The organism is Haloferax sp. DFSO52, from assembly GCF_048158745.1.
GTDB lineage: Archaea > Halobacteriota > Halobacteria > Halobacteriales > Haloferacaceae > Haloferax.
The window spans coordinates 536927-549764 of the sequence record NZ_JBLOPB010000002.1 but is presented as its reverse complement, the minus strand read 5'-3'; the positions used below and the strand labels follow the sequence as shown (position 1 = coordinate 549764).

Here is a 12838-nt window from a genome sequence, read left to right as displayed (position 1 = left end):
GGCAAGGAACCCCAAGCGTTGGGATATTAAGATTTACAACCCACCTGTTCGCTCGGTACGAAACGTCCCGAGGTTTGGTTGAACAGGTAGACTGCTGGCCGTGCCAAACGACCGTTACTTGTATCCTCTGTTGGAGGACTTCGAGTTATCTTTCTGCGAATGTTCACCGCACTGTTCACGTCCGCATTCATCATCTCACCACACGAATCGCAGGCGTACAGGCCTCGTTTCACACGATTCGCGCCACGCTTCCGACCACAGCACGAACACGTCTTTGACGTATCCCGCTCTGAAATACGGTCAACGAGGATGCCGTGTTCCTCGGCCTTATATTCGATCAACGTGGTGAAGCGGTCGAACTCCCACCCGTGAAGTTTCTTGTTCCCACGCTTGCCCCAATTCCGAGACTCGCCGTTCTCGTCCTCTCGTATCTTGCTCAAGTCACCGATGGCGATGCGACCGACCTCGTAGTCAATGCACCGCTCCACGACGTGCTTGGCGAGCGCGTGTAGGAAGTGGTCTTTCCGCCGAGACAACTTCTGCCGGGCACGCAACGCACGCTTCGATGGCCCGTTCTCTCCTTCGGTGTCGTACTCGTCGCGGGTGAAGTAGTGCTTGTCCTGTTTCAGAACGTTCCCCGGGTATAACTCAGCGTCCCCATCGTCGTAGGCGATGGCGAGGTAGTTGCTGATGCCGAGGTCGATGCCCACCGTGTTGTCACCGGGGGCATCTTCGACGGGTATCTTGACCCTACAGACGATGTGAAGTTCCCAGCGGTCGCCGTTCCACACGGCCCGCACTTGTTGGATATTCTCTACGGTCACGTCCGGACGTGCCTCGTATTCTGCGAGGATGAAGTCTGAGCGGTGGGTCTTCAGGTTGAAGCCTTTACTCAGGCGGAGTCTGTAGTGTTTGGAATCGTGTTTGATGCCCATTTGCTTCCATGTCACGGTAGAGCGTGGATGGGTGTCGCCTCGCTTTCTGTATCCGGGCGGGTTCGCGTCTGTGTCGCCGTTCTTGCGTTTTTTGAACCAGCCGTTGAACGACTCAGAGAGTTCTTCGAGAACTCGCTGACTTGACTGAGAATGAAGGTCACTGTATCGTTCGTGGTCTTTTAGTTCGCACTTGAGGTCGGCTTCTGACGGAATTTCGCCGGTCACATCCCATTCTTGTTGGATGTGGTAGCGGGCGACGTTCCACAGTTTAGATGCTGAGTGCCCACAATCATCGAGGTCGTCGCTCACCTGTTGGTGGTTGACAATCTTTGCTCGATAGGTGCGGGTCGTCTTCAACATTAGACCGTTTACATAAGTTCTTATGAAAAGTATTTTAATAAAGGTAGTGACTGTATCGTGGAATCTCCGGAGCTAAAACGAATAGTGGAGCAGATACCCATTCCATCCCTGTCGGCAAAATATGAATTGAGCAACAAGGTCGCATTATATTCTGGTGAAATCCCGGGAGGGTGGACGTTAGCCTCGAAACCGGGATAAGATGCATAGATTGCCGCAATACGGAGACGGTACGGTGTAGCCTCAGCAACACGTAACCGATTTTGGTTTCTCTGGTGTGGGAATCACTAACCCACTCCCAGCCGTATATAATCATCGAGGATTACAATGACAGAACTTGGTGGTTATCACGACAGAGTCGCACGGGTCGACCTGTCCGATGGTGACGTGAAATACGAGGGAATCAGCGACGAAGACGCGAAGAAGTATATCGGTGCTCGTGGTCTGGGTGTCAAATACGTCTTCGACCAGGGTCCAGACGTGGATCCGCTTGGTCCCGACAACCTGCTGGCGTTCATGACAGGGCCGCTGACGGGCACACAGACCGTGATGAGTGGCCGAATCGCCGTGGTGACGAAATCCCCGCTCACGGGGACCGTCACCGACTCCCACCACGGGGGATGGAGTGGTGCCCGTCTCAAGTGGTCAGGAATGGACGGCCTCCTGTTCGAAGGGAAGGCCGAACACCCAGTGTACGCCGTCGTCGAAGACGGTGAAGTGGAACTCCACGACGCACGTGAAATCTGGGGCTGGGGTGTCCACGACACCATCTCCGAACTCGAAGCCGAAGTCGGTGGCTCACTCGGGAAGAACCTCTCGGTGATGGCAATCGGCCCCGGTGGCGAGAACCAGGTCAAATACGCCTGTATCGTCAACGAGGACGACCGAGCATCCGGCCGCGGTGGCACGGGCGCTGTCATGGGGTCGAAGAACCTCAAGGCCGTCGTCGTGAAATCCGGCACGAAGATGCCAAAACCCGCTGAGCCAGACACGTTCAAGAAGGGCTACCAGCAGGCGATGCAGCTCATCCGCGAGTCCGAAGTCACCGGTCCGAACGAAGGTGGCCTCTCGCTGTACGGGACGAACGTCCTGATGAACGCGGGCGAGGAACTCGACGGCCTCCCGACGAAGAACGCGAAGTACACCTCGACGGGCGCGATGCGCGAGGCCGAGGGCGGAAACATCGACGCCGAGAAGGTCTCCGGCGAGAACGTCCGCGAGAACATCCTCGTGGACGAACCGACCTGTCACTCCTGCCCGGTCGCCTGTAAGAAGGAAGTCGAAGTGTCGATCATGCACAAGGGCGAAGAGATGAACGTCCGCACGGAGTCCTACGAGTACGAGTCCGCGTACGCACTCGGCCCGAACTCCGGTCACACCGAACGCGACGAAGTGGCCGTCATGATCGAGCGCTGTAACGACATGGGTGTCGACACCATCGAGATGGGGAACATGATGGCGATGGCTATGGAGATGTCCGAAGAAGGCAAACTCGACAGCCTGAGCGAACAACTCGACTGGGGCGACACCGAGCGGATGATCGACCTCATCGACGAAGTCGCCAACCGCGACGGCGACCTCGCCGACGCACTCGCAGAGGGTGCAAACGGCCTCGCCGAGCGCTTCGACGCCCACAGCAACTCGCTGGCCGTCAAGGGCCAGACTATCCCGGCGTACGACCCACGCTGCATGAAAGGCATGGGCATCGGCTACGCCACCTCCAACCGCGGTGCCTGCCACCTGCGTGGCTACACGCCCTCGGCCGAGATTCTCGGCATTCCGGAGAAGGCCGACCCGCACGAATGGCGCGGCAAGGGCGAACTCGTGGCGCTGTTCCAGGACATGCACGCCATCTCGGACTCCTTCGACATCTGCAAGTTCAACGCCTTCGCAGAAGGTATCGAAGAGTACGTCCTCCAGTACAACGGCATGACCGGCCTCGACGTCACCGAAGACGAACTCCTCGAAACCGGTGACCGCATCTACACCCTCGAACGCTACTACAACAACCTCGCTGGCTTCGATGGCTCGGACGACTCACTGCCGGGACGCTTCATCCCCGGCGACGAGGCGATTCCGGGGCAGGGTGCGTCCGAAGGCCAACTGTGCGAACTCGACGAGATGAAAGAAGAGTACTACGCTCGCCGCCAGTGGGTCGACGGCGTCGTCCCCGACGAGCGTCTCGAAGAACTCAGCATCGACATCGGACCGGGAACGGGCGTCTCCCGCGGCGACTCGTCTGCACCGGCAGACGACTAATCCGTCAATCCATCTTTTTTGCCAGACACACGCTGGGCCAACAGCGACGCATCCCCTTGCACACTCCAAGGAATCATTATTAGTTCAGCCAGCCTAGTGTATTGTGATACCACACTGCACAGTCGTGTGAGTGGTCGGGGAGGGGCAACAATGTCCGAACGGAGTTTCTTATCGACGACGGGGAGTGGCATCGCAAGCGTAACAGAGGGAGATTTGACCGTCACCAGACACCTCCGGACACAACCGGTGTCGTCGCTGGCGGCCGGACCACCCGGAACGGGGCTCGTTCTCGCAGGCACGGAAGGAAATGGCGTGTTCGTCTCGACCGACCGAGGTGTGACGTGGACGCAACGTGGACTCGCCGACGAGACGGTGATGGCCGTGGCCGTCGCCCCGAGCGACCCCCAGCGACTCTACGCAGGCGTCCGGCCATCCGGTGTCTTCCGGTCAGACGACGGGGGAGAGACGTGGGTCGAATCTGAGTCCTTCCAGAAAATCCGAGGTCGGCGGATGTGGCGGTCACCGGCTTCACCGCCGTTTACTGCGTACGTTCAGGCACTCGCCGTGTCACCCGACGACCCTGACCTCGTCGTCGCCGGCATCGAGTTCGGGGCCGTCGTCCGAAGCACAGACGGCGGCGAGACGTGGTCGAATCACCGTCCGAAAGCGATTCGAGACTGTCACAGTCTCGTCTGGCACCCTACCGATGCTGAGTCCGTCTACGAAGGTGGCGCAGGAATCGGGAAGCGGCCGGGTGCACGAAGCACGGACGGCGGCGAGACGTGGCGAAAGCCCGGCGGCGGACTGGACCGGGGGTACGGGTGGAGCGTTGCTGCCCATCCAGCGAACCCGGACATCTGGTACGTCTCTGCCTCAACTGGACCGTTTGCGGCCCACGGCGACGGAGACGCGAAGGCGACACTCTTCCGCCGAACTGGCGAGGGTCCGTGGGTCCGACTCGACGGAATCACCAGTTCGTCGATGCCGTACGCCCTCTGTACGGACCCCGCGATGCCCGACCATCTGTGGGCCGGGTTGGCCGACGGGACAATCTGGCACTCATCGAATCGAGGGCGCGACTGGAACCAACTTGACGGGCAACTCCCGGCTATCGAACGTTCGATGGTGATGCTTCCGCCCGAGTGAACCGCCTCGAGGTCAAACCCGAGGCACTCGCCTTGCGTATCTGTCGCGGAGCGTCGGGGGCGCTTACGAGCCGCGTATCAGGGCGACGTTGCTCGGGACGTCATGCACGACTCGTTCGGTGACTGTTCCGAAGGGTATTCGGGACCCCTCAGTCCGCCCCGAGAGACCCACGCAGACGGTGTCGTACTGACTGGTCGCTTCGACGACCGCCCGACCGATATCGTCGGCAACGACGACCTGGATGTCGTAGTCGCTGGGGGCAAGCCCCGCCGCCTCGGCAGCGTCGACGACGACCGACCGCCCCCGTTCCTTGGCGTCCGAGTCGTTCTTCCCTCGGGGAGACTGAACGTTCAGCAAGGTCGGGACGGCCCCGTCGACAGTCGCAAATTCGACTGCTTGGTGTGCGACGACCGGCGCGTTGTGGCCAGGGGCGATGAGTGCCACTGGCGTCCCGACGGTCTCGGTTCTGAGGTTGACGAGTGAGACATCACAGCGAGCGCTCCGAACCACCGGGTCGACCGTTGCACCGAAGACATGGCCATCGCGGTCGAGCGTCCCGTCCCAGCCGAGGATGACCTCGTCGGCGGCCTCCTCTTCGAGCACGTCGAGTATCGCCTCTCCAACGTCAGCAGCGACCACCGTCCTGGTCCGGAGGGTGACGTCCATCTCGGCTGCGATGTCGTGGGCGTTGTTGAGAAGGTCGCGCTGATGCTCGAAGCGGTCGGCCTCGACGTTCTGAAGCGGCGACGGGTGTGCGACCGGCGTGACGTTGACCGCGACGAGTTCGGGCGTCCCCCGGTCTTCGTTGGCGTGCGCGCTGGCCGCTGCCAGACGGAGGAGCCCACGCTGTGTCGCCGGGTTCGCCACCGGAACGACCACGCGGAACGGCTCGGCTGGCTTCCCACGAATCGCCTCGCTGAGGAGTCCTTCACTCACGACGCGCCCCCGTGTGTATGTCGCGTACCAGACGACTCCAAAGGTGACGATGCCCGACCCGATGACGACGACGATAGTCGCCATCTGCGAGACGACGAGGAGCGACAGCACCACTCCCAGTATCGGGACGGCCGGGTAGAGGGGTCGCGGGAGTGCGAAGGAGGGGTCGTAGCCGTCCGGGTCGGCCCGCCGGAAGACGATGAGCGAGACGTGGACGAGCGAGTACGCGACGAGGAAGCTGAAACTCGCCGCCTCTGCGAGCAGCGCGATGATCGTCTCCACTTCGAGGCCGATGAGAATCAACAGCGCCGTCACTCCGCCAGTGGCCGCGATGGCTCGATGGGGCGTGTAGAACCGAGGGTGGCTCACGTTGAACCAGTCGGTCACGACCCCGTCTCTGCCCATGGCGTAGATGACCCGCGAAGCTGCGAGTATCGAGGAGTTCGAGCTCGATATCGCCGCGATAATGGCGGCGAAGACGATTGCGACGACCCCCGCCGGACCGAGGTAGGTGACGGCCACGTCCGAAACCGGAATCGGCGAGTCACCGAGCGACTCGAAGGGGATTACGCCAGTGCTGACGAGCATGACGAGGACGTAGAGGATGGTCACCAACACCACCGAGAGAATCATCGACAACGGGATGATTCGACTGGGGTTCTTGATCTCGCCCGCGACGGTGGCGATAATCTCGAAGCCGAGGAACGAGATGAAGACGATACCGGTCGTGGCGATGACACCACCGGGCCCGAACGGGGCGAAGGGTTCGAGGTTCTCGGGGTTGATGAAAAACACGCCGACCGCGACGAAGACGAGGATGATGGCGGTTTCGACCCCGATGGTGACGTTCTGGAAGGCGCTCGACTCCTCGGTGCCGTAGTAGTTGACCCCGAGAAGGAGGACGAGGCCGACGAGCCCGAGGCCGACGATGAAGACCCGTCCGTCGAGGAACGGGATCGGTTCGACGAGGTACTGGCCAAAGCCGATCATGTAGAACGCGCTCGCGAACATCAGCCCCGTCCACATACCCCAGCCGACGACGGCCCCGAAGAGTCCGCCGAGCGCTCGGTTGACGTAGTGATAGCTCCCGCCTGCGATGGGCATTCCAGTCGCCAGTTCGGAAAGTGAAAGCGCCGCGAGCAGCGCGACGAAGCCAGCGATAGCGTAGGAGACCGAACTCGCGGGGCCAGCGGTTTCAGCAGCGATGCCCGGGAGGATGAAAATTCCCGCACCGATCATCGTCCCCCCGCCGAGCGTCATCGCCTCGACGAATCCGAGCGTCCGCTCGAGTTCGCTCCCCTCGACGCTCATCTGTCCCTCCTCCTTCTCGTGGCGTGTCGGTTCACTCGACATCCCTCACGATGAGCGCCGGAACCTCGAGCGCGTCGACGATTGCTGAGAGGACGTCCCCGATGATGCGCTCGCGGAGCGAGGGCTCGGTCTCGCCAAGGACGACGAGGTCGTACTCCGCTCCGAGTTCGACGATGTCGGTCTGGGGGTCACCGCCTTCCGAGAGTCGCCAGTCGACCCTGTCGCGGTCGACCCCGTACTCGACCAGGCGGTCGACGGCACCGATGAGAAGTAATTCTCCATGGGATGGGTCGGCGTCCTCTGCGACCGAGTGGAACAGGGTGGCAGTCTCGTTGCCCGCCAGCAGCAGGTCGGCGACGACCGCGAGAATCCGGTCGAGGTTCACGTCCCCACGGAGTGGGACGAGAACGCGGTCGACGACCGTCGAACGTCCGCCCGTCAGCACCGCGTCGCAGTCGTACTCGTCTGCGATGCGGTCGATGGTGGCCTCTCGGTTGTGCGTGAAGACGAGGACCTCGGCTGGACCGCCGTGCTCGGCGGCGACTGCGTCCAGCCTGTCGGCGGCCTCGGGACCGTACTGGTCCCTGAGCAGTGCCGGTTCGGCCTGGTCCGGCACCGGGAAATAGCCGAGTAATACCACCTCGACGGCGCCGAGGTGGTCGATGACATCGAGGGCTGGGGGTTCCACCTCAGAGACATCGACCGGAACGAGAATCCTCAGGTCGTCGATACGTGTCATATGCATAGACCATCCACCCCGGGTCGTTTCAATCCTTCGCGGGGTGTACAGGCGTCTCCGAACACCTGTGGGCAGGGTTGGCCGATGGAACAATCTGGCACTCGGCGAATCGTGGGACAGACTGGGACCAATTCGACAGCAAACTCCTGGCTATCGGACGGTCGATGGTTGATGCTCGCGCCCGAATAAGCTCGCTCGTACGCTTATCGTCTCTTCGAGACAATAGAGAGACAGAATGGAATCGGTGGATTACAAGCGAGAACTGAAACACCTCTATCGGCAGTCGGACAAAGACGTCTCTCTCGTCGAGGTTCCGCCGCTCAGTTACCTGATGCTAGACGGGGCTGGCAATCCGAATACGTCACCGACGTTCAGCGCTGCAGTCGAGACGTTGTACCCATTGAGTTACGCGATTCGCGCCATCGTGAAGGACGAACAGGACCTGAAGTACGTCGTGATGCCACTGGAAGGACTCTGGTGGACTGATGAGATGGACGACTTCGACGTGGCGAACAAAGACGACTGGCAGTGGACGCTGCTGATTATGCAACCCGATGTCGTGACCGACGAAATCGTCGAACGGGCACGCGAGACAGTCAGCGAGAAGAAAGACCTGCCGTCACTCTCGGCGGTTCGCTTCGAGACACTCGACGAAGGACTGTCTGCACAAACACTCCACGTCGGACCGTTCTCGGAGGAGGGGCCAACCGTCGAACGCGTCCACGAGTTCATCGAGCAGAGCGGGTACGACCGACGAGGGAAGCATCACGAAATCTACCTGAGCGACATGCGCCGGGCCGACCCGGAGAATCTGAAGACAATTATTCGCCAGCCAGTCGCTGATAGATTTTACAAGTAATTGCTGGGTCGACACCGAAGCAACCAATGTACGTCACGCAGTCCCGAGTGCTCCATCATCCGGGAGGTTTGAGAGGGCACGACGGAGCAGTGGCGGTGTCATTACAGAGGTGACGATGGCGACGAGCACGATGACGGCATAGATCGTGGGCGTGAGAACGCCGACCGCTAACCCCAAAGCCGCCACGACGAGTTCCATCGCTCCGCGAGCGTTGAGACCGATGGCGAGGCAGATGGTTTCTCCTCGGGTGAGGTCCGTTACCGTCGCTCCGAGTACCACACCGAGGACCTTTCCAAGCACGGCAACGGTGAGTGTGATTCCGAACACCAACAGCGTATCCAGCGTGAACAGTCCACTGAGATCGACTCGTAAGCCGGCCGTCGCAAAAAAGATGGGCGCGAATAGCCCAAGCGTCACCATCTGAAACACCCGTTCTGCCTCGTTATCGAGGGGGCCCCTTACCAGGACACCTGCCAGGAATGCGCCGAGAACAGCCTCCAGTCCGAGTGTAAGCGAGGCAGCCGCCATCCCAAGCCCGACTAGTATGACGATCGAAAATCCGGTTAACGCAGGCGATCGAACGTAGGAGGTGATTTCGAAAAGTGCACCGACGATTCGTGGGGCGACCACGATGACGACAATAACGAACACAGCGAGGACACCGAGTGTTCGACCGACCGCTAACGGATTCGTCTGGCCCACTCGTGCGATGTCGGACACAACAGTGAGCGCGACCCACCCCGCCGCATCGATGACGACAGCGACAGTGAGAGTGAGTTGTCCCACCGTTCGGTCCATCGCGTCGAGGTCAATCAGCACACGAACGGCGACTGGAACCGCCGAGATGCTCAGCGCTGTCGCCAAGAACAGCGCAAATGGAAGACGCTGTTCGGGGGTGACGAGGTATCGTACGGGGAGGATCCATCCCAATGCGAACCCCAGAAGGAACGGCACGACCGAGGCTCCGGTCGCGAGGACTATCGTCGGTTGAATATAGCGACGGACAGCCCGAACGTCGACTTCAGTTCCCGCCATGACGAGAAGAAAGATAAGCCCGATCGACGCGAGGGCTGCCAGCTGGTCGGAAACTGGGACAACGATGGCCGTGACGTTCGGAGCGACGAGCCCGAGTAGCGACGGACCTAAAACCAATCCGGTGAGGAGTTCACCGACAACCGGTGCGAACCCCAGTCTGTCGGCGACCGTTCCAAGCGTATGCGCAGCACCCAAGACGAGGACCAGTCCGGCGAAAAGCGTGAGGTTCGACTCTACGACCATGGTAAATTTACACTTCGTGGGTCTGCCAGTGACTATTCGTCTTCATCAGCGATCGTCACTCGGTAATCTTCGGACCCCTCGTCAGTAAAGTTAGTTACTCGTCCGTCATCTTCGGTTGTATCCTGCTGAATACACCCTCTCTATTCACCGTACAACCTCTATCATCCTCCACACATTTCAACAGAGCCACGTCGGTCGCAGCAGACAGAGTACGGCCAAAACCAAAATAAGTGGAGTGGCACCGAGCCGAAACTTGTCTCACTCAGTCGGCTTCAGACCACGAACCGGAGCACCCACAGCGCCACCATCCCGACGGCGATGGTGACGACGACGCGTTCTGTGTACCACGCCGCAATCGCCGCCAGCGTTCCTGCGACGAGACGTTCGTTCCCGAGCGAGAATTGGAGCGAGCCACTCGGTGCGACGAGCGCAGGGAGCACGAGTGCGGCGAAGATGGCCGCTGGCACGTATTCGAGCGCCGATTGGACTCGGCGCGGAATCGTGTCGATACGACCGAACAGGTAGATGAACGACCCTCTGATGGCGAAGGTGAGAACGCCTGCGGCGACGATGACCCCCCAAAGTGTCGTCGAGTCGTACCCCGTCGGCATCTACGCGTCACCTCCGAGCGATTCGACGGCCAAGCCGACGAGGACGCCCGCGATGGCGGCGACGACGATATCGACGTGGAACGGCACGCCAGCGACGACGACGGCGACGGCGACGACGCCACCGGTGACTGCCGACGCACCCGACGCACGGTCTTTCAACGTCGGGACGAGCAGTGCGAGAAACACCAGTGGAGCGGCAAACCCGAATCCCCACTCGGGCGGTAGTCCTGTCCCGACGACGGCACCCGTGATGGTCGCAAACTGCCAGACGACCCACAGCGATGCGGCGACACCGATGTAGTAGGCAAAGCGGTCTGTCCCGTCGACACGGGTGTAGCGAGCGAGAGAGAGCGCATACGCCTGGTCCGTCAAGAGATACGAGGCGACGGTCTTCGCGCGGGCGGCGAACGAACGGAAGTACGGAGCGATAGACGCCGAGTACATCATCATGCGGAGGTTGACGATGACTGCCGTTCCAACGACGATAGCCAGCGGTGCATCTGCACCGAGGAGTTCTATCATCGCGAGTTGCGACGCCCCGGCGAAGACGATGAGAGACATTCCAATCGCGTGGGAAATCGAAAGCCCCTGTTCGATGGCGGCAACCCCGGTGACGAGGCCGAACGGCACGATGCCGAGATGGAGTGGCGCGGCATCCCGAACACCGTCGAGAAAATCTGGGGGAACTGAAGGCATCTGTCGGAAGCAAGATGGCGTCACCGAAATATCCGTCTATCAGAGACGGGTTTGCCGGAGTTAGACCGCGTCGATGACGGCAACTTCCCGGATTTCGAGCGCCGTCTCGAACTCGTCGCGGCGGTCGACGTCTGTTCCGAGACGGCGAATGTGCTCGGCGTGAGCGCGCCGGACTGCATCGACCTCGCGGTGTGAAAAGCCGAGTTCTGCGCCTTTCGTATCCCAGTGACCCAGCGGGACGAAGTAGACTGCTACGTCATCGTCTTCGTAGATACATTCGAACTCGCGGGCGTACTCGACGGCGTGGTCGTCGAGGTACGCCTGCGCTCGGTCGAGGAGCACTGGGACGAGTGCGGCAGGGACGCTGGCTTTGGCGGCAGCAATCATGATCGCCGTCCCGTCGATGGCGCCACCTCGCGGTGAATCGTCGTCAGGTGCCAGTCGGTCACGAAGTCGCTCCGGGGTCCGGTGTGTGTCGCGCGGGTCGCCGTCGGCCCCCATGGTTAGCCTCCGGCACGCATTGCTTTCTGGGCGAAGGTGTCGATGAGTTCGTCCAGCGTCTCCTCGTCGCCTTCGAACCTGAGTTGGACTTCGGTCAGTTGGATACTGCTCGTAATCGTGACCGGTTCGGTTTCGATATCGACCGACCAGTCTGGTCCGACGACGCGCGACTCGGACTCCGCCTCGCCACCGAGTCCTTCGAGATACTGGATGACGAGACGTGTCGAAATGCCCCGAAACGCCCGTTCTCGAACCGCCATCTTACCCGCCTGCAACCGGTGGGAAGACGCTAATCTTGTCGCCGTCTTCGAGGTCGGTTTCGAGTCCGTCAAGGTGGACGACTTCACGACCGTTCTTCAGGACGTTCACGTGCGGGCGAACCTCGCCGTTTTCGATGAGTTCGCCGGAGAACCCGTCGTACTCGGCTTCGAGCGAGCGGAGTACGTCGCCGACTGTGGAGCCATCGTCCGCGCGCCAGGAGATAGATTTCTGCCCCACCACCTCGCGAAACGTTGCAAAGAAGCGTAGTTCGAGTTCCATACCACTCTTGGGGGGTCACGGAACAAAAAGGTACGTCGGACTGGTTGTCGGATACAGAACCGAGATGTGGCAGACGGTCCGTCGGTGACGCGGTCGTGAGCGGAGAAGAAAGTCGCTCGTCACGGGCAATCGGGTGCTGTGAGACACGTACTCTCGAACGTATCCGAGGGCGCGGGCGTCGGTCGGGACAGTCAGTCTCGGGTCGACACTGTGCCGTCTCCGTCGACGACCTCGATAGTTCCAACAGTAGAGACCGCGACGACGACACCGTCATATTCGAATTCGAGTGTGCTATTGGACATCCTCGGTGCGGTCGGTGATTCCGGCCCGAACAACGAGTTCAACGCATCGACGTCGGTGTATTGAGACAGTGGCGGCAACTCCGTCACCGCGCACCCCATGTGTTCACTCGTGGCCGCTAAAATGGCCTCAGAGACCGCTTCTCGTCGGTCACAGTCGTACCAGACTCGGGTTCGGTCTCCAGTGGCATCGTGCGTAGTTTTTGTAGTAATGGTGAATCCCCCCAAATGTATTCTACAAGATACATTCCGTTGATGTGTTAAATCTCTTGCGTACTAGCGGTATATCCCAATCAAAAGTAACAATCGTGTGAATCCACTCGAGAGACAACTGTAGTCGGCCGAATCTGGCGTCTACCGGGGACGTGACG

At 60.6% G+C, this 12838-nt stretch carries 13 protein-coding genes; 3 read left to right on the top strand and 10 right to left on the bottom strand.

Translation table 11 applies throughout. The annotated features are described in order from the left end of the window. Positions 1-26 precede the first annotated feature (26 nt). Positions 27-1295 carry an RNA-guided endonuclease InsQ/TnpB family protein gene (locus ACK3SC_RS12220; RefSeq protein ID WP_416840467.1) on the bottom strand — a complete coding sequence of 423 codons (1269 nt, stop codon included), beginning with the start codon at positions 1293-1295 and terminating at the stop codon, positions 27-29. 324 nt (positions 1296-1619) lie between these two features. Here ACK3SC_RS12220 and ACK3SC_RS12215 point away from each other — a divergent pair, with 324 nt between their 5' ends. Together ACK3SC_RS12215 and ACK3SC_RS12210 are read left to right on the top strand one after the other, a co-directional pair. Continuing rightward, the gene (locus tag ACK3SC_RS12215; protein ID WP_416840466.1) at positions 1620-3551 is read left to right on the top strand and encodes an aldehyde ferredoxin oxidoreductase family protein; all 1932 of its coding nucleotides are present in this window, start codon (positions 1620-1622) and stop codon (positions 3549-3551) included. A gap of 150 nt (positions 3552-3701) precedes the next feature. Next, positions 3702-4697, top strand: coding sequence for a WD40/YVTN/BNR-like repeat-containing protein (locus ACK3SC_RS12210; RefSeq protein WP_416840465.1), 996 nt, complete (start codon positions 3702-3704; stop codon positions 4695-4697). Positions 4698-4760: 63 nt separating this feature from the next. On the opposite strand, the gene ACK3SC_RS12205 is transcribed toward ACK3SC_RS12210, so the two are convergent. After that, complete coding sequence (locus tag ACK3SC_RS12205; protein WP_416840464.1) at positions 4761-6944, bottom strand: amino acid permease; 2184 nt, start codon at positions 6942-6944, stop codon at positions 4761-4763. A gap of 31 nt (positions 6945-6975) precedes the next feature. Then, positions 6976-7683: a hypothetical protein gene (locus ACK3SC_RS12200; RefSeq protein WP_416840463.1), complete on the bottom strand. Its 708-nt coding sequence runs from the start codon at positions 7681-7683 to the stop codon at positions 6976-6978. 235 nt (positions 7684-7918) lie between these two features. Between ACK3SC_RS12200 and ACK3SC_RS12195 the strand changes: the two genes are divergently transcribed. Continuing rightward, on the top strand, positions 7919-8542 hold the full coding sequence (locus ACK3SC_RS12195) for a GyrI-like domain-containing protein (RefSeq protein ID WP_416840462.1): 624 nt from the start codon (positions 7919-7921) through the stop codon (positions 8540-8542). A gap of 33 nt (positions 8543-8575) precedes the next feature. On the opposite strand, the gene ACK3SC_RS12190 is transcribed toward ACK3SC_RS12195, so the two are convergent. The 7 genes from ACK3SC_RS12190 to ACK3SC_RS12160 form a co-directional block, all read right to left on the bottom strand. Then, the gene (locus ACK3SC_RS12190; RefSeq protein WP_416840461.1) at positions 8576-9820 is read right to left on the bottom strand and encodes a cation:proton antiporter; all 1245 of its coding nucleotides are present in this window, start codon (positions 9818-9820) and stop codon (positions 8576-8578) included. 272 nt (positions 9821-10092) lie between these two features. After that, complete coding sequence (locus tag ACK3SC_RS12185) at positions 10093-10431, bottom strand: AzlD domain-containing protein (protein ID WP_416840460.1); 339 nt, start codon at positions 10429-10431, stop codon at positions 10093-10095. Further along, on the bottom strand, positions 10432-11127 hold the full coding sequence (locus ACK3SC_RS12180) for an AzlC family ABC transporter permease (RefSeq protein WP_416840459.1): 696 nt from the start codon (positions 11125-11127) through the stop codon (positions 10432-10434). A 60-nt stretch (positions 11128-11187) separates the two neighbouring features. Continuing rightward, a complete protein-coding gene (locus tag ACK3SC_RS12175) occupies positions 11188-11628 on the bottom strand; it encodes a hypothetical protein (RefSeq protein WP_416840458.1) in 441 nt (146 codons plus the stop codon). Between the two features lie 2 nt (positions 11629-11630). Further along, positions 11631-11888: a hypothetical protein gene (locus ACK3SC_RS12170; protein ID WP_416840457.1), complete on the bottom strand. Its 258-nt coding sequence runs from the start codon at positions 11886-11888 to the stop codon at positions 11631-11633. Between the two features lies 1 nt (position 11889). Beyond that, a complete protein-coding gene (locus ACK3SC_RS12165) occupies positions 11890-12168 on the bottom strand; it encodes a ubiquitin-like small modifier protein 1 (protein ID WP_416840456.1) in 279 nt (92 codons plus the stop codon). 191 nt (positions 12169-12359) lie between these two features. Next, positions 12360-12695, bottom strand: coding sequence for a HalOD1 output domain-containing protein (locus ACK3SC_RS12160; protein WP_416840455.1), 336 nt, complete (start codon positions 12693-12695; stop codon positions 12360-12362). Between the last annotated feature and the right edge of the window lie 143 nt (positions 12696-12838).

Coding starts and splice junctions, on each gene's coding strand:
- ACK3SC_RS12220 (WP_416840467.1), bottom strand. CDS start 1,295: ATGTTGAAGACGACCCGCACCTATCGAGCAAAGATTGTCAACCACCAA.
- ACK3SC_RS12215 (WP_416840466.1), top strand. CDS start 1,620: ATGACAGAACTTGGTGGTTATCACGACAGAGTCGCACGGGTCGACCTG.
- ACK3SC_RS12210 (WP_416840465.1), top strand. CDS start 3,702: ATGTCCGAACGGAGTTTCTTATCGACGACGGGGAGTGGCATCGCAAGC.
- ACK3SC_RS12205 (WP_416840464.1), bottom strand. CDS start 6,944: ATGAGCGTCGAGGGGAGCGAACTCGAGCGGACGCTCGGATTCGTCGAG.
- ACK3SC_RS12200 (WP_416840463.1), bottom strand. CDS start 7,683: ATGACACGTATCGACGACCTGAGGATTCTCGTTCCGGTCGATGTCTCT.
- ACK3SC_RS12195 (WP_416840462.1), top strand. CDS start 7,919: ATGGAATCGGTGGATTACAAGCGAGAACTGAAACACCTCTATCGGCAG.
- ACK3SC_RS12190 (WP_416840461.1), bottom strand. CDS start 9,820: ATGGTCGTAGAGTCGAACCTCACGCTTTTCGCCGGACTGGTCCTCGTC.
- ACK3SC_RS12185 (WP_416840460.1), bottom strand. CDS start 10,431: ATGCCGACGGGGTACGACTCGACGACACTTTGGGGGGTCATCGTCGCC.
- ACK3SC_RS12180 (WP_416840459.1), bottom strand. CDS start 11,127: ATGCCTTCAGTTCCCCCAGATTTTCTCGACGGTGTTCGGGATGCCGCG.
- ACK3SC_RS12175 (WP_416840458.1), bottom strand. CDS start 11,628: ATGGGGGCCGACGGCGACCCGCGCGACACACACCGGACCCCGGAGCGA.
- ACK3SC_RS12170 (WP_416840457.1), bottom strand. CDS start 11,888: ATGGCGGTTCGAGAACGGGCGTTTCGGGGCATTTCGACACGTCTCGTC.
- ACK3SC_RS12165 (WP_416840456.1), bottom strand. CDS start 12,168: ATGGAACTCGAACTACGCTTCTTTGCAACGTTTCGCGAGGTGGTGGGG.